Source organism: Pseudomonas bharatica CSV86, from assembly GCF_000319305.2.
GTDB classification, from domain to species: Bacteria; Pseudomonadota; Gammaproteobacteria; order Pseudomonadales; family Pseudomonadaceae; genus Aquipseudomonas; species Aquipseudomonas bharatica.
Map to the genome: position 1 here is coordinate 561514 of NZ_AMWJ02000002.1, position 19526 is coordinate 581039.

The 19526-nt window shown below is 63.5% G+C and carries 13 protein-coding genes and 3 pseudogenes; 1 reads left to right on the top strand and 15 read right to left on the bottom strand.

From position 1 onward, the window contains the following. Positions 1–114 precede the first annotated feature (114 nt). The 14 genes and pseudogenes from CSV86_RS33045 to flgB all read right to left on the bottom strand — a co-directional run bounded on the left by CSV86_RS33045 (position 115) and on the right by flgB (position 15629). Positions 115–1254: a glycosyltransferase family protein gene (locus CSV86_RS33045; protein ID WP_311985843.1), complete on the bottom strand. Its 1140-nt coding sequence runs from the start codon at positions 1252–1254 to the stop codon at positions 115–117. Continuing rightward, positions 1206–3698, bottom strand: coding sequence for a glycosyltransferase family 2 protein (locus tag CSV86_RS16255; RefSeq protein ID WP_311985844.1), 2493 nt, complete (start codon positions 3696–3698; stop codon positions 1206–1208). The genes CSV86_RS33045 and CSV86_RS16255 overlap by 49 nt, the downstream gene beginning before the upstream one ends. A gap of 114 nt (positions 3699–3812) precedes the next feature. Further along, on the bottom strand, positions 3813–5387 hold the full coding sequence (locus CSV86_RS16260; RefSeq protein ID WP_009402918.1) for a flagellar hook-associated protein 3: 1575 nt from the start codon (positions 5385–5387) through the stop codon (positions 3813–3815). A 13-nt stretch (positions 5388–5400) separates the two neighbouring features. Then, positions 5401–7449 carry a flagellar hook-associated protein FlgK gene (gene flgK / locus CSV86_RS16265; protein ID WP_009402920.1) on the bottom strand — a complete coding sequence of 683 codons (2049 nt, stop codon included), beginning with the start codon at positions 7447–7449 and terminating at the stop codon, positions 5401–5403. Positions 7450–7459: 10 nt separating this feature from the next. Then, positions 7460–8665 carry a flagellar assembly peptidoglycan hydrolase FlgJ gene (gene flgJ, locus CSV86_RS16270; protein WP_009402922.1) on the bottom strand — a complete coding sequence of 402 codons (1206 nt, stop codon included), beginning with the start codon at positions 8663–8665 and terminating at the stop codon, positions 7460–7462. Between the two features lie 12 nt (positions 8666–8677). Continuing rightward, positions 8678–9786 (bottom strand): annotated as a pseudogene (locus CSV86_RS16275) (flagellar basal body P-ring protein FlgI). A 12-nt stretch (positions 9787–9798) separates the two neighbouring features. Next, positions 9799–10493 (bottom strand): annotated as a pseudogene (flgH, locus tag CSV86_RS16280) (flagellar basal body L-ring protein FlgH). Positions 10494–10547: 54 nt separating this feature from the next. Beyond that, complete coding sequence (gene flgG, locus CSV86_RS16285; RefSeq protein WP_009402928.1) at positions 10548–11333, bottom strand: flagellar basal-body rod protein FlgG; 786 nt, start codon at positions 11331–11333, stop codon at positions 10548–10550. 45 nt (positions 11334–11378) lie between these two features. Continuing rightward, positions 11379–12119 (bottom strand): flagellar basal-body rod protein FlgF, encoded by a 741-nt coding sequence (gene flgF, locus CSV86_RS16290; protein WP_009402930.1) that lies wholly within the window; start codon positions 12117–12119, stop codon positions 11379–11381. Between the two features lie 311 nt (positions 12120–12430). After that, positions 12431–12613, bottom strand: coding sequence for a hypothetical protein (locus CSV86_RS16295; RefSeq protein ID WP_009402932.1), 183 nt, complete (start codon positions 12611–12613; stop codon positions 12431–12433). Between the two features lie 74 nt (positions 12614–12687). Further along, on the bottom strand, positions 12688–14010 hold the full coding sequence (flgE, locus tag CSV86_RS16300; RefSeq protein ID WP_009402934.1) for a flagellar hook protein FlgE: 1323 nt from the start codon (positions 14008–14010) through the stop codon (positions 12688–12690). A gap of 27 nt (positions 14011–14037) precedes the next feature. Beyond that, positions 14038–14759: pseudogene (flgD, locus tag CSV86_RS16305) on the bottom strand (flagellar hook assembly protein FlgD). Positions 14760–14774: 15 nt separating this feature from the next. After that, positions 14775–15215, bottom strand: a complete 441-nt coding sequence (gene flgC / locus CSV86_RS16310; protein WP_009402938.1) for a flagellar basal body rod protein FlgC — start codon at positions 15213–15215, stop codon at positions 14775–14777. A gap of 3 nt (positions 15216–15218) precedes the next feature. Then, entirely contained in the window at positions 15219–15629 is a 411-nt protein-coding gene (gene flgB, locus CSV86_RS16315) for a flagellar basal body rod protein FlgB (protein WP_009402940.1), read from the bottom strand. A gap of 343 nt (positions 15630–15972) precedes the next feature. Here flgB and CSV86_RS16320 point away from each other — a divergent pair, with 343 nt between their 5' ends. Further along, on the top strand, positions 15973–18573 hold the full coding sequence (locus CSV86_RS16320; RefSeq protein ID WP_009402942.1) for an autotransporter family protein: 2601 nt from the start codon (positions 15973–15975) through the stop codon (positions 18571–18573). 102 nt (positions 18574–18675) lie between these two features. Here the strand turns inward: CSV86_RS16320 and cheR are convergent, their stop codons facing one another. Further along, entirely contained in the window at positions 18676–19503 is an 828-nt protein-coding gene (gene cheR, locus CSV86_RS16325; RefSeq protein ID WP_009402946.1) for a protein-glutamate O-methyltransferase CheR, read from the bottom strand. Positions 19504–19526 lie beyond the last annotated feature (23 nt).

Consider the following 19526-nt stretch of genomic DNA (forward strand, 5'->3'; position numbering starts at 1 on the left):
CGCTGGCAAGGCCAGCTCCCACAGGGTTCGGCGGTGTCCGCGATACCTGTGGGAGCAACTGTCTTTGGGATGGGAGTGGGAGATTGTGTGTTGGAGGCCATCGAGGCCGCAACATCACCCCGGCATCCAGCCGTCATACCACACCTGCACATGCTCCGGCCGCAGCACGTAGTTGCGCATGACCTCGTCGTGCAACTGGTCGCCCATGCGGTAGCTGGCGTCAGGGTCGGCCAGGTGCATGCGGATCGCGTCCAGCCATTCCTCGGTGGAGTTGGTCTTGACCCGCGTGCACGGCAGGTAGCCCCGGTAGGCGGCGGTGTCGGTGACGATCACCGGGTAGCCGCAGGCGCCGTACTCCAGCAAGCGCAGGTTGCTCTTGCAGTCGTTGAAGATGTGGAACTCCAGCGGCGCCAGCGCCAGGTCCAGGTTGAGGCTGGACAGCTTGGCCGGGTAGGCACCCAGGCCGACCGGTGGATGGAATTCGTGGATGTAGGGGCGCAAGGCCGGCGGGCACATGCCGAAGAAAATCCACTCCACCTCGTTGGCCAGGGTCTTGATCACCTCGGCAATCACTTCCAGGTCGCCGGTATGGCTGGTACCGCCGCCCCACCCTACCCGCGGCTTGCTGGAGGTACGGCGCCGGGCGCGCTGGCCGACCCAGAGTTCCTCGGCCAGCATGTTGGGCAGCACGCGGATGTCGCGGTGGGTATCGCTCAGGGCATCGGCCAGCGGCTCGGTGGACACCACCAGGCGGTCGCAACGGGCAATGCCGCGGCGCAGCGAACCCTCCAGGTCACGCGGGGTGTGCTTGAGGTGGCCGTTCTTCTTCGGCACCTTGACCACGTAGTCGTCCAGCTCATAGATGACGAAGCCCTTCGAGTAGGTCTTGAGCCGCTCGATTTCCTTGATGAAACCTTCGGTGTAGCGCCCCTGCAGGATCGCCACGTCGGGCGCGCTGCGCGCGAGCTCGACGTTGGTGGGAATCTCGAAGTATTGCTGCTGCGTCACCCAGCCCGCCGCCTCCAGCTCGGTCAGCGGCTTGATGACCCGGTAGTGGCCCACGGCGGTCTTGTTCATCGGCAAGGCGAGGATGTGCGGCAGCGAACGCCCGACGAAAGGCTGCCAGCCGTCCTTGAGCCCAGGCTCGAGACGGAACGCCGCCTCCTTGAGCGAGAGATTCACGTTATACGCCGGATCCCGGGCAATCACCGGCATCCAGGCCTGCTGGAAGGCCTCGTGCTGCTGGACCAGCACGGCCTGGCGCTCGGCGTCCTTCTGCGGGTCCGGGCCGGGCCCGGCGGACGGTCCAGCACCAGGCGGGCACGGGGCGTCCAGACACTGAGATAACCGGCCTGGCGCATGCGCAGCCCCAGGTCGACATCGCTGAAGGCAGCGCTGAAGACGGCGTCGTTCAAGCCGCCCAGTTCCAGCAGCAACTGCTTGCGCACCAACAGGCAATCGGCGCCCAGGGCCGAGTAGTTCTGCGCCACCTGCAGCCGTTGCATATAGCCACCAGCCTGGCTCGCCTCGCCCACGAACGGCGAGTACACCGCGCCACGCATGCCCAGGATGCCGCCGGCATTGACCACCAGGCCGTGGGCGTTGACCAGTTCGGCACCGACCATGCCGACTTCGGGACGCTGGCCATGGGCCAACAACTCATCCAGCCAGCCCCCTTCGGTTATCACGGTGAAGACGTCGAGCATCACCAGGTATTCGCCCCGGGCCTGCCCCGCCGCCAGGTTCTGCTGGGCGGCGAACGAGCTTTCCTCGTCCAGCTCCAGTACCCGCAAGCGCGCCCCCATCTGCGCCATGGCCGCCAGCCAGGTTCGCGACTCCTCGCGCTGGCTGGCGTTGTCGATCACCAGCACTTCGTAGTTCGGGTAGGTGGTCTTGGCAAATACGCTTTCCAGGCAACGCTCCAGCGCAGCGACCTGGTCGCGGAAGCTGAAGACCAGGGTCACCAGTGGCTGCGTCGGATGCAGGTAGCGGATCTGGTTGATCGCGCTGCCCATCTCGTTTTCCAGGCGATAGTCCATGCCCAGGCGGCGCAGGTGGGCATCGAGCACCCGCGGATTTTCCGCAACCACGGCCGGCGAGGACAGCCAGGCGGCGAAGCCGAAGGCCGACTCCACCAGGACTTCCGGAACATGTTCGACCACCTGCGGGCCGTGGCTTTCGACCAGGCGCCAGAGCAGGTCATGGGGCGCCAGTTCCCGGTAGCCGCCGGCAAAGCCGCCCGCCGCCAGGTAATGCGCGCGCGAGAACGCCAGCACCCGCCCGGTGAAGGGATAGGCCCGCTGCAGGTCGAGGTTGAAGTCAGGCTTGAACACCGGCTCGCTGGAAACCTCGTCATCCAGCCCGCCTTCGTCACCATAGAGGCAGGCGATTTCGCCCAGGTGCACGATGCGCTCGGCCATCAGCATCAGGCTGAACTCGCTGAGGCGATCACCGGCGCGCAGCAGGCAGAACCAGTCGATGCCGTCCAGCTCGGGCAGCACTTCGTTGAGCTGCAACGCCCAGTCGTCCTGCAACGCCCGGCCGATCAGGCTTTCATCGAGGCTGGCCGGCAGCCGGCCGGCACCCAGCAACAGGGTGCTCGCGGCGCCGTAGCATTGACGCTGGATGCTGTCCAGGGTGCGCTGGCGCGCCTGGCTGTCGCCCTCGCTGTCGAGTACCACCACGGCAATCCGCGGCTGCCGCTCCCAGTGCTCACTCAGGCGCATCAAGCGGCGCAGTACCAGCGGGTCCTGGCGGCAGCCGAGCCATTCCTTGTAAAGCTCGGCGAAGGTATCACTGTGGTCGCCGACCTGGGATTCCTGGATCGCCTGCAAGCTGCGCAAGACATGGACCAGGAACAGATTTTCCCAGACACGCTCGACGCTGGAGCCATCCACCGGCAGGACATGGATCTTCACCCAGCCGGAGAACGACTCGCTGGCCGGCGGACGGGCGGCGAACATGCTGCGCAGCCATTGCAGCTCGTTGGCGCGCGAGGCTTGCAGGTCCGCCTGGCGGCGCAACTGCTCGGGGTGGATGCGCTCGATGCAGTTGATCTGGGCGGTCACCGCCAGGTTGCCGCGTCGCAGCAGGCAGACGAACAGCGCGAAATCGATATGGGCGTGGAACCCGGCCTCGACCAGCGCTGGCAGCAACTCGTTCAGGTCCTTGGCGCGCATCAGGGTGTTGCTGAAACCGCCGATGAAGTTCAGCGGATTGCTTTCGAAGAAGTCCAGCAGGTCGCTGCCGTGATAGACCGTGTCGCCCCAGGTGAACCAGCTGTTTTCCAGGCGCTGGGCCAGGGAGAAATCCTCGCCGTCCACCAGGCTGCGGCGAGTGGTGACCAGGCTGACGTCGTCGTTGGCCAGGTACAGCTTCAGCTCGCTGCTGATGCAGTCGGCCAGCAGACGGTCGTCGTCGCAAAGGAACTGTACGTATTCACCGCGGGCCAGCTCCAGCCCCGCCAACAGGTTGTGCGGCAGACCGAGGGGCCGGGCGTTGCGCTGGTAATACAAGGGGCAGCGCGCCAGGGGTTCCAACTCGTCGACGATGGCCTTGATCTCGTCGTCGCGCCCTTCGTCGCAGACGATCACTTCGAGGTGGTCATGGCTCTGCGCCAGGGCGCTGACCAGGGCCGCGCGGAAAAAACGGGCGTTGTTGGCGGGAATGACAAGGCTGACAAGAGGTGCTGGATTCACGGGAAGACTCTCGACCAGGAACCGCCCTCGGGTGAAACGGAACAGCCTGGCACTGGGGGAATGGCGGCTGTGCCGCGCCACGCCCGTAGCGGGGACGCGGCGCAAGCGCAGGTTTTACAGGCTGTTGAACAGGCTCAGCTGGCTGATCCGGCTGAAGGCCATCTGCGACGCCTGGAGCATGGTCTGTTGCAAGGTCAGGCGGGTCATGACCTCGGCCGGGTCCGAGTCGCGGATCGACGACTGGGTGCTGGCGTTGGCGATGCTCAGGCTCTCGTTGGCCAGCTCCTGCAGGTCCAGGGCCTTGCCCCGACCACCGATGGAAGTCACGGTGTAGCCAAGTTGGTCCTGCCCGCTGCTGATGTTGGAGATGGCCGCATCGAGGGCTTCGCGCAGTTGCTGCTGGCCGGCGGTGCTGCCGTCGATCGGCTGTTCCAGGGCCTGGCGCAATTGGGCGACGGTGTCGAGGATGTTTTGCGTCTGGTGCTTGTTGACCTGCACCACGTACTGGTCACCGGAAGCAGGCGCTGCGCTGAAGTCGAACTGCACACCGGCAGCGGTGGCCGTCGGCGGCGTACCGGCCAGGGTACCGTTGGCCACCGGACGGCTGTCGGCGGTTACCGGCGAGGCGTACAGCTCGAAGTCGGTGGCGCTGGTGAACTTGATCACCGCACCACCGGACGGGAACGCCTTGGCGTATTTGTCGGCATCCACCACCTGGGTCGAGCTGACCTGGGCGCTGGAGGCGTTGCCCGGGCTGCGCACGCCGGTGATGGTGTCCGGCTTGCTCTCCAGGGTAAAGGTGTGCCCGGCCACCACGGCATCCGGGTTGGTGTCACCGGTCTGCAGGTTGATGTTCAGGCGCAGGTCGACGCCACGGAAGCTGATCGAAACGCCACCCGTGGTGCTCGGATCGAAGGTTCCGGCATTGGTCGCATCGGCGGTGACATCCGTACCCGAGGCATCGGTGACCTTGAACTGGGTGCTGCTGAGCAGGGTGATGGTGTAGGGCTGGCCGCTGCGGAACTGGTCGTTGTAGCCCGAGGCGCTGGACATCTGCCCGTCGGTGAAACGCACGCGCCCGTCATCCGGGGTGGGTGCGGTCAGGGTGGTCTGGGTACGGTTGGTGTTCAGCGCCTGCTGGAAGGTCTTGGCCCCGCTGTTGGTAGCGGCCATGGTCAGCATGTCGCCGACCTGCAGTTTCAGCTCGCCCTCGTCGCCCATGTAGCTGTAGGTACCATCGGCGTTGCGCACGAAGGGCTGGGTATCGCTCTTGGAGCCGGAGAACAGGTACTGGCCGTTCTCGTCGCGGGTGTTCATCAGGCTCAGCAACTGCTCTTCGAGCTTGCCCAGCTCGGTGGCGGTGGCCTTGCGCTCGGTATCGGTAAAGCCGGCGTTGCCCGCCCCCAGCGCCAGCTCATTGACCCGCTGCAGCAGGGTGTTGATCGAGTTCAGGGTGGTTTCCGCCTGGCTCAGGCTGTTGCGCACCGACGTGGTGTTGGTGGCGTACTGCTCGAGCATCGAATTCTGGTGGTCGAGCTGCAACAGGCGCGCCGCGCCCACCGGATCATCGGCGGCGGTGCGCACACGGATCAGGTCGCTGGCTTCCTCGCCGGTCTTGACCACATTGGAATAGTTGCGCTGGTAGTTGGCGGCGCTGGATTCGTAGTACTGGGAAGTGGAAATACGCATGCTCTACGACTCCTTAAAGCGCACTGATCAAGGTGTTGAAGACTTCCTGCGCCGCCTTGATGATCTGCGACGAGGCGGTGTAGTACTGCTGGTACTTGACCAGGTTGCCGGCCTCTTCATCCAGCTGCACGCCGGAGAGCGAGTCGCGGGAAGCCTTGGCCTGGGTCAGGATGACCTCGGTCGCCGCGCTATCCATCTTGGCTTGCTGGGTTTTGGCCCCGACGCTTTCCACCAGCTTGCCGTAGGCATCGCTGATGCTGACGCCCTTGGTGGTGCTGCCGACGTCGACGGTCTGCTTGTTCTGCAGTTCCAGCAGGCTCAGGCCGTTGCGGTTGTCCGAGGACGAAGCACCGGTCAGGGACACGGTGTAGCTGTCGTTCTTCTTCGGCGCGCCGCTGATGTCCATCTGGAAGGCGAAGGTTTTCTGCACGCCACTGCCGTCCAGCACCGGCGCGCCGGAGGCATCGACCATCGGCACGTTGATCTGCAGGGTGTTGTTCTGCCCGGGAATGAAGGTGCCGCTGCCGATGGCGTTGCCCTTGGCATCGACCACCGAATAGGTCTGCGGCGAGGCGGTTTCGTCGCCGAACACCAGGCGCACCGGCGTTCCGTACTTGATGCCGTTCTGCAGTTCCAGGCGCTGGGCCGGGTCGGCGATATCCAGGACCGAGGTCAGGACCGGCTGGGAGATCACCCCGGTGCCGGTATTGCTGCCGCCGGCGGTAGCACCCAGCGGCGCAGCCATGGCCAGTTTCTTCGAGTCGGTCATGACCACGTCGAGATTCGCCGCGCCGTTGCGCGTCGGCGTGATCTTGAAGCTGTCGCCGGCACTGAGCGCACCGCCGTTGAGATTCAGGCTGAAACCATCGATGACCGGCTGCGGATCATCAGTGAGGTCGAAGCTGCCCATGCTGGTGTTGTCCGGCAGCTTGCGCACGGTGTAGCTGGTGGCGCTGGTGAAGGTCACCTGGTAGTCGCTGGTGCTGAGCAGGCTAGTGTCCTTGATCACCACGTCGAGGTTGCCCGAGCCAGCGCTGTTGCCGTTCATGGCGATGCTGCGCCCGGCCATGGACAGGGCGCTGTTGATGTCGTTGAACAGCGCCGAACCGAATTCACCGTTCTTGTCGATCCCCTGGGCCAGCTGGGTGTTGACCTTGTCGGCCATGACCAGGGCCAGGCGGCCGATCTCGTTCTGCGCCGGGATCAGGGTGTCCTTGCGGTAGCGCAGCAGGCCGCCGATCTCGCCACCGGTGAGGGAGTTGGTCACATCCACAGTGGTGTTGTTGTAGGCCAGCTTGATCGACACCTGGCTCGGGTCGGTGGTGCTGGTCACTACGCTCAGGGCATTGACGCTGGTGCCCAGGACCAGGGACTGGCCGTTGGCCAGGGTCACGTCGATGTTGCCATTGCGGTTGGTGGTCTGCACGCCGACCAGTTCGTTGAGCTGGCGGATGGTCTCGTCGCGCTGGTCGAGCAGGTCGTTGGGCTGGCCATTGACCGCGCCGACCTTGGCGATCTGTTCGTTCAGCGACGCAACGGTCTTGGCCAGGTTGTTGACCTGTTCGGTCATCGACTTGAGGTTGCCGTTGATGTTGCTGTTCTGTTCCTTGAACTGCGCGGCGATGGTGTTGAAGCGGTTGGCCAGGGCTTCGGCGTTGGTCAGCAGCAACTGCCGCGAAGCATCGTCGTTGGGCTTGGCAGACAGGCCCTGCAGCGCGCTGAAGAAGCTTTTCAGGGCGCCGGTGACGCCGGTGTTGGCGTCGGACAGCAGGTTGTCCACCGAGGTGATCTGGTTCAGGTACGACGCGGCGTCGCTGTTCAGCGACGTGCTGGTCTGCAACTGGTTGTCGAGGAACGCGTTGTACACCCGGCGCACGTCGGCCAGGGTGGTACCGGAACCGATGTACACCTGGCCGTAGCGGATCGAGCCGTTGGTGGTCTGGATGTTCTGCTGGCGCGAATAGCCGGCAACATCGGCGTTGGCAATGTTGTTACCCGTGGTATGCAGGCCCGACTGGGCGGCCCCAAGTCCCGACATCCCGATGCTGATCAAACTCGCCATGGTTCAAACCTTATAGTTTCGTCGTTGGGCTCATCGCCGCGTAGCTGTCGTACGACTTCATCTGTTTTGCGATCTGCGAGATCTTGCTGGCGTAGTTCGGGTCGGTGGCGTACCCGGCCTTTTGCAGCTCTCGCACGAATTGTTCCGGGTTATCGGCCGACTTCACCGCTTCTTGATAGCGACTGTTGTTCTGCAACAGGCTGACCAGGTCGTGGAAGCTGTCCTGGTACGAGTCATAGGAGCGGAACGCCGCAGTCTCCTTGACGAACTGGCCGTCGCGGAACTCGCTGGTGATCGCCCGCGCCGAATCCCCTTCCCAGTTGCCGGTGGCCTTGATGCCGAACAGGTTGTGACTGCTGCTGCCGTCGGAGGCGCGCATGACCGACTTGCCCCAACCGGTTTCCAGGGCCGCCTGGGCCACCAGGTAGCGCGGATCGACGCCGATGCGCCTGGCCGCCTGCTCGGCCATCGGCAGCATGGTGGCGACGAAGTCGTCGCTGGAATCGAAGGCTTTCTTCGCCGGCGCCAGCGGCGGCTGGGCCACGGCGCGACCGTAGATGCGCATGGACGAACCGGGCGCGGCGAAGGTTTGCGCCGGCTCCCAGTCACCCTTCACCACCGCGTCGGTCATGGCCGTGGTACGTCCGGGAATCGCTGCGGTATTGGTGGTGGCCGCGCTGGCATTGGCCGACGGCACGATGCCCGCCAGCAGGCGATCGGTCAGCTTGCCCGGCAGGGCCAGGCGCCGCGAATTGAGGGCGGCAACATCGTTGCGGTTGCCGGCGCCAGCCTCGCTGCTGCGCACCGGCTCGGCGACCTTGCTGGCCCACAGCGCCTTTTGCTCGACATCGACCCGCGGGAACGGGCTGGTGTTGACGCTGCTCGACTTCTGCTTGGACAACTGGCGCATCAGCACGTCCTGCAGCCCGATACCCCCACCCTCGCGGGACAGGCTCACCGCCAGCTGCTGGTCGTACATCGACTGGTACTGCTTGGTGGTCTCGGTATTGAGCGGGTTGTCCTTGGCCAGCACATCGGTGGCCGAACGCACCGACTTGAGCATTTCATTGAGGAACAGCGACTCGAATTCCTGGGCCACCTTGCGCAGGTTGCCCTCGCTGTCGCGGTCGCCGACCTTCAGTGAATTGAGGCGATTGAGGTCGGTATAGGCACCGCTGTCGGCGGTGCTGAACATGGCGCTCTTGGGCAGATCCATCGGTTGCGCTCCTCAGATCACGATCAGGTCGGCCTGCAACGCGCCGGCCTGCTTCAGTGCTTCAAGGATCGCCATCAGGTCGCTGGGCGCGGCGCCCACCTGGTTGACGGCACGGACGATCTCGTCGAGCGTGGTGCCCGGCCGAACTTGAACATCGGCTTGGCTTCCTGCTGGGCGTTGACCCGGGAACGCGGCACCACCGCGGTCTGGCCGTTGGAGAACGCTCCCGGCTGGCTGACGATCGGGTCTTCGGTGATGGTCACGGTCAGGCTGCCGTGGGTCACGGCGGCCGGCGACACCTTGACGTTCTGGCCGATCACGATGGTACCGGTACGCGAATTGATGATGACCTTGGCCACCGCCTGGCCCGGATCGATCTCTAGGTTTTCCAGGATCGACAGGTAATCGACGCGCTGACCCGGATCGAGGGGCGCAGTGACCCGCACCGAACCGCCGTCCACCGCCTGGGCCACACCCGGGCCGAGCAGTTCGTTGACCTTGTCGACGATGCGCTTGGCGGTGGTGAAGTCAGGACGGTTGAGGTTCAGGGTCAGGCTGTTGCCCTGGTTGAAACCGCTGGGCACGGCGCGCTCCACGGAAGCGCCGCCGGGAATCCGGCCCGCCGACGGAACGTTGACGGTGATCTTCGAACCGTCACGGCCCTCGGCATCGAAGCCGCCTACCACCAGGTTGCCTTGGGCGATGGCGTAGACGTTGCCGTCGATACCCTTGAGCGGGGTCATCAGCAGGCTGCCGCCACGCAGGCTTTTCGAGTTGCCGATGGAGGACACGGTGATGTCCACCACCTGCCCCGGCTTGGCGAACGGCGGCAGGTCGGCATGCACGGAAACCGCCGCGACGTTTTTCAACTGCACGTTGCCCGACCCTGGCGGCACCTTGATACCGAACTGAGAGAGCATGTTGTTGAAGGTCTGCAGGGTGAACGGGGTCTGGGTGGTCTGGTCACCCGTACCGTTGAGCCCCACCACCAGGCCATAGCCGATCAACTGGTTGGAACGCACGCCGGAAATGCTGGCGATGTCCTTCAGCCGCTCGGCCTGGGCGCTGCACGCTGCGGCCAGGAGAAGGGTCGCGGCAACGAACTGCTTGAACTTGAGCATGGTCACCCGAACCTAGAACGGGAAAAGCGGACTGAGGAAGAAGCGGTCGAACCAGCCGGGCTGGCTGGCATCGGCGAAGGCCCCGGTACCGGAATAGGTAATGCGTGCATCCGCCACCCGGGTCGAGGACACGGTGTTGTCGGTGCTGATGTCATCGGCGCGGACCAGGCCGGCGATACGCACCAGCTCGTCGCCGGTGTTCAGGGTCATCCACTTTTCCCCGCGCACGGCGATGATGCCGTTGGGCAGCACGTCGGCCACGGTCACGGTAATCGAACCGGTCAGGGTGTTGCTCTGCGCCGACTTGGCATCACCCTTGGTGCCGCGGTCGCCGCTGTAGCCGGCGCTGAGGCTGAGGTCGTTGCCGCCGATCGGGTTGTTGGTGGTCAGGCTGGAGCCGAACAGCGAGGTCAGGCCGATCTTCGCGGTGCTGTCCTTGTCGATCTGCGAATTGGCATTCTTGCTGGCCTGGGTCCGCTCGTTGAGGGTGATGGTGATGATGTCACCGACCCGGAACGCCTTGCGGTCGCTGTACAGGTTCTGCTCGAAGCCAGCCTGGTAGATCGAACCGTTGTTGGCGGCCGCCGGCAGGGGCGTACGCGGCAGCACCGGCGCGTAGTACGGATCGTTGGGCTTGGGCGTCGGCGCGACGCAGCCAGCCAGCAACACCGCCCCCCCAGGGCGACAACGGACAACAAACGGCTCATGACTCTGACCTCACGGTGTAACGAGTAGCGAAATAGCGACCTTGGTCACGTCAGTTACAGGTTCTGGGTAACGTACGAGAGCATCTGGTCGGCGGTGGAAATCACCTTGGAGTTCATTTCGTAGGCACGTTGGGTGGTGATCATGTTGACCAGCTCTTCCACGGTGCTGACGTTGGAGTTCTCCAGGGTCTGCTGCATGGTGGTACCGAAGCCGTTGAGGCCCGGAGTACCGATCTGCGGCGCGCCGCTGGCGGCGGTTTCCAGGAACAGGTTGCCGCCCTGGGCCTGCAGGCCGGCCGGGTTGATGAAGTCGGCGGTCTGGATGTTGCCGATGATCTGCGCCGCCGGGTTGCCGGCAGTGGTGATCGACACGGTGCCGTCCTGGCCGACGGTGAAGGTCTGGGCATCCGGCGGCACGACGATGGCCGGCTCCAGGGCGAAACCGTTGGCGGTGACGATCTGGCCGTCGGAGTTCAGGTGGAAGGTGCCGTCACGGGTGTAGGAAACGGTGCCGTCCGGCTGCAGGATCTGGAAGAAGCCACGGCCGTTGACCGCGAGGTCCAGCGGGTTCTCGGTGGTCTGCAGGCTGCCGGTCATGAAGTTCTTCTGGGTGCCGACGATACGCACACCGGTACCCACTTGCAGGCCCGACGGCAATTCGCTGTCCTGGGTCGACTGGGCACCGGGCTGGCGCTTGACCTGGTAGAGCAGGTCCTGGAATTCGGCGCGATCCCGCTTGAAGCCGGTGGTCGAGACGTTGGCCAGGTTGTTGGAAATCACGGTCAGGTTGGTGTCCTGGGCGGACAGACCGGTTTTACTGACCCAAAGAGCCGGAAGCATGCTGTTCTCCTCGTACGCCTGTTTTTCGGCGCTACGCCTGTGTCATTAGCTGATTTGCAAAACCCGAGCCATGGCTTCGTCGCCTTCCTTGGCCGTGTTCATCATTTTTACGTGCAGCTCGAACTGCCGGGCCAGCGCCAGCACCGAGGTCATTTCCTCCACGGCATTGACGTTGCTGGCCTCGAGGAAACCGGACACCACCTGCACGTTGGCATCGGCAGGGGCTGGCTGGCCGCTCTTGGTATGGATCATCCCATCCAGGCCCTTGGTCATGGTCTTCAGGTCGGGGTTGACCAGCTTGATGCGATCGACCTCGGCCAGCACCCGCGGGCCTTCGCCCATGGCGCGGATGGTGATGGTGCCATCCTGGCCGATCTCGATCTTCTGCTCCGGCGGCACGGCGATGGGGCCGCCGTTGCCCATCACCGGCATGCCGTTGCCGGCACGCAGGACACCGACCGCGTCGACGTTCAGGCTGGCGGTGCGCACGTAGGCTTCGCTGCCGTCCGGCGCCTGTACGGCGATGAAGCCGTCGCCGCCGATGGCGATATCCAGGTCACGACCGGTTTCCTGCAGCGCACCGGGGCTGAAATCAGTGGCCGGGCGCTCGGTCATGGCATAGGCCCGCGCCGGAAAGCTGTCACCGAATACCGGCATCGAACGGGCCTGCTCCAGGTCACGCTGGAAACCGCTGGTGGAAATGTTCGCCAGGTTGTTGGCATGGGCCTTCTGCGCCAGCGCGTTCTGGCTGGCGCCGGTCATGGCCACGTAAAGCATCTTGTCCACAGTCTTCCTCCGCTGGGCTGGCGAACACTTGCCGTTCACCGCTGCTGTCGAGCGATGAAAGCAATTTTCGAACCAGATTTTGGCAAGGCGGGAAAAGCCCTGTGTTTTCGGGGTTTTGCTGGTTTTGCGGAGGGTTGCTGCGGAAGGGGAAGACAAATTGCCGGCGGTGGGTTTGCCGGGGGCGGCAAGATCCCGCCCCTTGTACAAGCCTTTTCGGCCTCATCGCTGGCAAGCCAGCTCCCACAGGTTCCGAGTCACTGCAGAACCCTGTGGGAGCTGGCTTGCCAGCGATGAGGCCATCAAGGACACCATCAAGGCCGGCACCCGGCATTGTTGAACGGCCCGGCAAAACGCTTCCAGCCCTCACCCGGCGCCTGCTGGGCACAGACCAGGCGCCCGTCGGCCTGGCTTTCCCAGCGGTACCACGGGGCCATCGCCGCCAGCGCCTGGCCTGCCAGCACGAACAACATTCCAGCCAGCACAAAACGCTTCATTTCCACCTCGCTGAAACGACAAGCCCCCGCCCGGATAGGGAAGGGGCTCGCGTGATCACACTACCCAGCCAACATCAGGTCATCTGGATGATGGTCTGCATGATGGAACTCTGGGTGGAGATGGTCTTGGCGTTGGCCTGGTAGTTGGACTGCGCCTTGACCAGCTCGACCAGCTCCTGGGTCAGGTTGACGTTCGATTCTTCCAGGGAGTTCGAAGAGATCGAGCCGAGCGTACCGGTCTTCGGCGTGTCGATGCCCGGGATGCCCGAGGAGTAGGTTTCCTTCCAGCGGGTGCCGCCCTGCTGCTCCAGGCCCTGCTCGTTGGCGAAGCTGGCGATGGCCAGCTGGCCGATGGCACGGGACTGCTGGTTGCTGAAGCTGGCGAACATGACGCCGGTGGAGTCGATGCTCAGGCTCGACAGGATGCCGGTGGCATAACCGTCCTGGGACTGGGACAGGCGCGCCGTCTCGGTGTTGTAAGAGGTGGTCGAGTTCATGTCCAGGCGGATGCCGTCCGGGTTCGCGGCCGAACCATTGGGCGACCAGGTACCGGTGGTGGAGTTGTACGCCGACGGAATCCAGCCCTTGACCGTGAACACGTTGTTGACCACGGCGAAGCTGTCGTCCGGCGCGACCGAGCCGGTCATGGTGTTGATGCTGCCGTCGGACTTGAAGGTCATGGTGCCGGTCAGCGGCGTGGTGCTGGTCGGGTCCTGCGGGTTGCGACCGTCGATCAGGGTGTACATGGTCCAGGTGTTCTGATCGGTCTTGCGATAGTACTGCTCCATGGTGTGCTTGTTACCCTGGCTATCGTAGATCTCGGTCGAGAACTTCTTGCTGTAGGTGGTTTCGTCGGTCGGCACGAAGGCCGGGCCGGTCGGCGCCAGCGGAATGCTGTCGGCCGAGGAGTTGAGGTTGATGCCCTGGTCGATCAGGCTGGTGGCCTTGGGCGCCAGCGCCGAGGTGTCGATCTTCAGGTCGGTCAGGCCGGACTTGATGATCTTGCCGTTCTCGTCGGCGGCATAACCCTGCAGGCGCAGCCCGTCGGAGGTGACGACGTAGTTGTCCTTGTTGGTCTGGAAGGCACCGGCACGGGTGTAGCTGAGCGAGCCGTTGTCGCTGAGGATGAAGTAGCCCTGGCCCTGGATGGCCATGTCCAGCACGTTGCCGGTGTTGTTCACGTCACCCTGGCCGAACTGCTGGGACACCGCCGCCAGGCGCACGCCGTTGCCGACGGTCTTGCTGCCGACGCCGAGCTTGCTTGCCGAGTACACGTCCTCGAACTCCGCGCGCGAGGATTTGAAACCGGTGGTGGCAACGTTGGCGATGTTGTTGCCGGTAACGTCCAGCTGCTTGCTGGCTGCATAGAGACCGCTAAGGCCGATATTGAAGGACATCTTTCACTCCTGTGCCGTTAGCCGGCTCTATATACCGATGGTTTGCACTTTGGACAGCGCGACGCTGCCCTGACCGGCGAGGTTGAGCATCATCTCGCCCCCTGTCTGGCTGATGGTGACGCTGCTGACGGTGGCCGGGAGCAGGGTGTACATCTCCATGGCCTTGCCGTCGACGGTGGTGGTCGCCTTGAACGAGTAGGTATCCGGCGAAACCACTTCACCCTTGTCGTTCTTGCCGTCCCAGACGAACGAGGCGTTGCCGGCCTTCTGTTCGCCCAGTTGCAGGGTGCGCACGGCGTTGCCGTCCTTGTCGGTGATGGTGACGGTGACGCTGCTGACCGACTGCGGCACCACTACCGAACCGTTGAGGCTCTTGGTGGTATCGACCACCGCCTTGTCGGTCTGGGCGATCACCGAGCGACCGACCAGGGACGAGGCCTGCAGGGCCTGGGACGATTTGTAGTTGCCGGAAATCGCATTGACCGACTCGTTCAGCGAGGTAATGCCCTCGAGGCTGCTGAACTGGGCGAGCTGGGCCACGAATTCGCTGTTGTCCTGCGGATCCAGGGGTTCTGGTGCTGCATCTGGGTGACCAGGAGCTGCAGGAACGCATCCTTGCCCAGGGTCTGGCCGCCGGTGGAGCTGTTGGTTGCGGAGGCGACGCCGGTCTGCGAGGTGCTCTTGGTCCCCGAGGCCTTGATGACGTCGTTGAGGTTCACCCCTGCTGTCGTATCGTTGACGCTAGCCATTGGCGTAATCCCTTATCACTGACCCAGGGTCAGTACTTTCTGCATCATGGTCTTGGCCGTGTTCATCAACTCGGCGTTGGTCTGGAATGAACGGCTGGCCGAGATCATGTCGGCCATTTCCTCGACCACGTTGACGTTCGGGTAGTAGACGTAGCCGTCCTTGTTCGCCGCCGGATGGTTCGGCTCGTAGCGCGCTTCGAGGTTGCTCTGGTCTTCGACCACACCAAGCACCTGCACGCCCTGCCCTGCTGCGTCCTGGTCCTGGAACAGCGACTGGCTGCCGTTCTGTGCCTGCTGGAAGGTAGTGGCGAACACCGGGTGGCGCGCGCGGTAGGTCTGGTCGATGCTCGACGAGACGGTCTCGGCGTTGGCGATGTTCGAAGCGACGGTGTTCAGACGGGTGGTCTGGGCGCTCATGCCGCTACCGGCGATGTTGAAAACACTGGCGAGGGACATGACTTACTCTCCGCGCAGGGCCGAAACCAGCCCTTTGAATTTACTGTTGAGCAGCGTGAAGCTGGCCTGGAAGCCCACGGCGTTTTCCGTGTAGTTCGATTGCTCGAGCTGGGCATCGACGGTGTTCTGGTCGATCGAAGGCTGCATCGGCGTGCGGTACTGAAGCGACTCGTCACTGAGGGTCACGCCCTCGGCCTCGATGTGCCGGGCGTTGGTCCGGTCCAGGGCGAAATGGCCACCCGCCTGGGTCTTCTCGGTTTCGGCGGCGAGCACCTTGGAGAAGTCCATGTCGCGCGCCTTGAAGTTCGGCGTATCGGCGTTGGCGATGTTATTGGCCAGCACCTCGGCGCGCTGGGCGCGGAAGCTCAGGGCCTTTTCGTGGATACCGAGCGCTTTGTCGAAGCTGATGCTCATGTCGGGGAAACCTTCGAAGGTTGACCGGATGGTTCGTTGACGATGAACGAGCAAGTCCCATGCCAACAAGCGAAACCCCAATGAAACCGGGGTCTTTGCGGTTTTGCCGGAGGCGGCAATGCCAGAAAAGCGGCAACCGGTTTCCGCTACCTGCCGCTGGCGGAGGAAAAAAGCGGCAATCGGCCACGGGAATCCGGCGCCAAAATGATGTCATTTTGACCCCGGGTCCTTTAACATGCCGCCGCCCATTGCATGGCAGTTAGCCATCAACCCGATCTGCCAGTCGCCGTGCAAGGAGCGCACCGAGATTTCAAACACGTTTAAGGACTGAACCGTGGCTTCGATGCTTTTCCGCAAGACCCTGCTCGCCCTCGCGGTGGCCACCACTGCCCTGCCGGCCCACGCCCAGACCGTGCAACTGACCAATGCCGGTTTCAAGAGCGAAAACCAGACCTATGCCGACTCCCTGGAAATTACCGGGAGCTACAGCGGCACCGCCGGCGAAAACGACCCGATCGAATTCAATGGCAGCCATCTGCAACAGGACCTGATCCTCAACGCCATCATCAACAGCACCGGCGACTTCGCCGGCGGCGTGGACATGGACGTCTACGAAACCCCAACCGCCTGGGTCAACAACCGTATCGACGGCAACCTGATCCACAGGGGCAGCATCACCGCGGTCGGCGGCGGCGCCAATGCCCTGCGCATCGACCCGGCGGTCATCGGCGGCAGCGTGATCAATGAAGGCTTGCTGTTGGCCAAGGGTGAACCGCTGGAAGACGGCGGCGCGGTCGATATTGCCACCGGTATCGACATGAGCGGTTCAACCCGGATCAAGGGCGACCTGATCAACGCTGCGAGCGGCAAGATCATCGTGGAAGGCGAAGACGCTACGGGCATCTACCTGACCGGCGGCGAGATCGTCGGAAACGTCATCAACAACGGCGAGATTCAAGCACACGGCGAAGACGCAGTCGGCCTGGAAGTCGCCGGCGGCTTCAACGGTAGCAACTATGCCGCTACCAAACTGCTCGGCATCGAAAACAACGGCACCATCACCGCCACCGGCGCGGATGCCAACGGTATCCGCATTACGAACGCCAGCTTCAAAACTATCGCCAACCATATCGTCAACACCGGCACCATTCAGGCCACCGACGCGGCTATCCACATCACTGCGACTGATGTGGACGGACAGCCGGGCGAGTTCGCGGGCATGCGCATCGTAAACAGCGGCACGCTGATTTCCGATGACGAAGCCATTGACGCCAGCGACAGCAAAAGCAGGGTGTATGTACGCTTGCTGGACGGCAGCAAGGTGATCGGCAACCTGATCAACCTGAATGACCTCTACATCACCGGCGATGTGCAGTTCACCGGCACCGACAGCCAGGCCGACGGCGCGAACATTCGCCTCTCCCACCAGTACAGTGCCGTAGACATCGGCAACCCGAGCTTCGGTCACACCCGGCTCAACCTGCTCGGCACACACACCAGCATCGATGGCCGGGTCTACGTGGCGAACGACACTACACTGGTCCTTAATCTCTCCAGCGCCACCAGGCCTGACACGCCGGTACTCAGCGTTTCCGACTTCATTCGATTCAGCAAGGACTCGCAGATCCAACTGGCCGCCCAGGGTAGCGACTTTTCCGCCAATGCTGTCCAGTACAAGCTGATCCAGGCTGGTGAACTGGTTGTCACGGACGATAACGACGATGTCGACCCGAACGGCAAGCTGAACCTGACGAGCTCTTCCGCCCTGCTCAACATCGACAGCTACAAGCTTGAGGACAACACCCTGGTCGCCACCGTGACCGCCAAGGGCCAGGAGCAAGTCGAGGAAATCATCGTCGGCAACGGCGGCTCCGCCAACGGCCAGAAGGCCATCGGCAGCCTGGTCAACGATGGCGTGATCAACCGTATCCGCGAGCAGAACCCCAACGATCCCTTCCTGCAAACCCTGCTCAACACCAGCGAAGCCGACCTGGCCCGCATTGCCGAGCAACTGACCCCGGAAACCAACGGCGGCGCCACCCAGGCGGCCACCACCAGCCAGAACCTGGTCAGCAACGTCACCGGCAGCCGCACCAGCAGCCTGCGCGGCGCATCGTCCGGCGATGCCTTCAAGGAAGCCGGCGTGTGGGTTCAAAGCCTGTACAGCGACGCCACCCAGGACCTGCGCGACGGCGTGGCCGGCTACAACGCCTATAGCCGCGGGATCGCCGTAGGTGCCGACGGCAAGCTGAACGACCAACTGACCCTGGGCCTGGCCTATAGCTTCATCAACACCGACGTGAACGGCAAAAGCGGCAACAAGACCGAAGTCGACAGCCACGCCTTCACCTTCTACGGCGGCTATGAGCTGGGCAACTACTTCGTCGACGGCAGCCTGACCTACGGCGTCAACGACAACGACAGCAAGCGCCGGATCGCCGGCACCCAGGCCAAGGCCAGCTACGACAGCGACCTGCTCGGCCTGAATCTGATCGGTGGCTACACCTGGAAGATCAACCCGCAAGTGCTGGTCGAGCCACGGCTGGCGGCGCGCTACAGCCAGGTGAACATCGATGGCTACCGCGAGAAGGGTTCGTCGGCTGCGTTGAAAGTCGAGGACCAGCGCTACGAAGCCATCGAACTGGGCGCCGGTGTGCGTGTTGCCGGCAGCTTCAACCTCGGCGCAGGCACCCTGGAGCCGCAGGTCAAACTCATGGCCTACCACGACTTCGCCGCCGACGAGGCCAGCAGCACCTCGACCTTCCTGCTCGGCAGCACCCCGTTCGTCACCAGCGGCGCCAAGGCCGTGCGCAACAGCTACGAAGCCGGTATCGGTACCGACTACAAGCTGGGCGCGGTGACCCTGGGCGTGAACTACGACTACATCGGCAAATCGGGCTTCGATGCCGATGTATTCAGTGCCAAGGTGCGGTACGACTTCTGATCGCCTGAAATGAAAAGCCCCCGGTCGTGAGGCCGGGGCTTTTTTGGGTTTTGCAGTGTTCTTCAGGGCTTGCCAGCGATGAGGCCCTCAAGGGCACCGGAGTCATTTGGCCTGATAGATGATCCCCGGGCTGCACTGCACCATCTGGTACAGATCCGGCAAGCCATTGAGTGCCTCGGACGCCCCGAGGAACAGGTAGCCACCCGGCTTCAGCGTGGCATGGATGCGGGTGAGGATGTCCTTCTTCACCTGCGCCGAGAAGTAGATCAGGACGTTGCGGCAGAACACGATGTCGAACTTGCCCAGCGCCGCATAGCTGTCCAGCAGGTTGAACGAGCGGAACTCCACGCGGCTGCGAATCGGCGCCTTGATTGCCCAGCGCCCCGGCCCCTTCGGATCGAAATAGCGCTGCAGGCGCTCCTGGGACAGGCCGCGGGCGATCGCCAGACTGTCGTATTCGCCGGTCTTGCAGTTGGCCAGCATCGCGCCGGAGAGATCGGTCGCCACGATCTGCGCGCCCATCTTCAACTGGCCGACGTTGGTCCGCTCGAACTCGTCGAGGGTCATGGAAATCGAGTAGGGCTCCTGCCCGGACGAACAGGCCGCCGACCAGATGCGCAGGCGCTGCCCGGGGCTGTTTCGCAGCATCTCCGGCAACACCTTGTTCTTCAACACTTCGAAGGGGTAGGTATCGCGGAACCAGAGGGTTTCGTTGGTGGTCATGGCGTCGACCACCTGCTCGCGCAAGCCGCTGCGCGGCTGGCTCTGGATGCGCTGCACCAGTTCGGTCAGCGTCTTGATGCCTTGCTGCTCCATCAGCTTGTTGAGACGGCTGGAAACCAGGTACTGCTTATTTTCGCCCAGCAGGATGCCACAGGCTTTTTCCAGGAAGACCCGGAACTGTTCGAAATCCAAATTACCCGTAGACAATGGTGCCGCCTCTTAAATCGTGT

What these genes read in the sequence shown, in the direction of transcription:
- flgJ (WP_009402922.1), bottom strand. Translation starts at nt 8,665, where the DNA reads ATGGATCTGCCCAAGAGCGCCATGTTCAGCACCGCCGACAGCGGTGCC.
- flgG (WP_009402928.1), bottom strand. Translation starts at nt 11,333, where the DNA reads ATGCTTCCGGCTCTTTGGGTCAGTAAAACCGGTCTGTCCGCCCAGGAC.
- flgK (WP_009402920.1), bottom strand. Translation starts at nt 7,449, where the DNA reads ATGGCGAGTTTGATCAGCATCGGGATGTCGGGACTTGGGGCCGCCCAG.
- CSV86_RS16320 (WP_009402942.1), top strand. Translation starts at nt 15,973, where the DNA reads ATGCTTTTCCGCAAGACCCTGCTCGCCCTCGCGGTGGCCACCACTGCC.
- flgC (WP_009402938.1), bottom strand. Translation starts at nt 15,215, where the DNA reads ATGTCCCTCGCCAGTGTTTTCAACATCGCCGGTAGCGGCATGAGCGCC.
- CSV86_RS16260 (WP_009402918.1), bottom strand. Translation starts at nt 5,387, where the DNA reads ATGCGTATTTCCACTTCCCAGTACTACGAATCCAGCGCCGCCAACTAC.
- CSV86_RS16295 (WP_009402932.1), bottom strand. Translation starts at nt 12,613, where the DNA reads ATGAAGCGTTTTGTGCTGGCTGGAATGTTGTTCGTGCTGGCAGGCCAG.
- flgE (WP_009402934.1), bottom strand. Translation starts at nt 14,010, where the DNA reads ATGTCCTTCAATATCGGCCTTAGCGGTCTCTATGCAGCCAGCAAGCAG.
- flgB (WP_009402940.1), bottom strand. Translation starts at nt 15,629, where the DNA reads ATGAGCATCAGCTTCGACAAAGCGCTCGGTATCCACGAAAAGGCCCTG.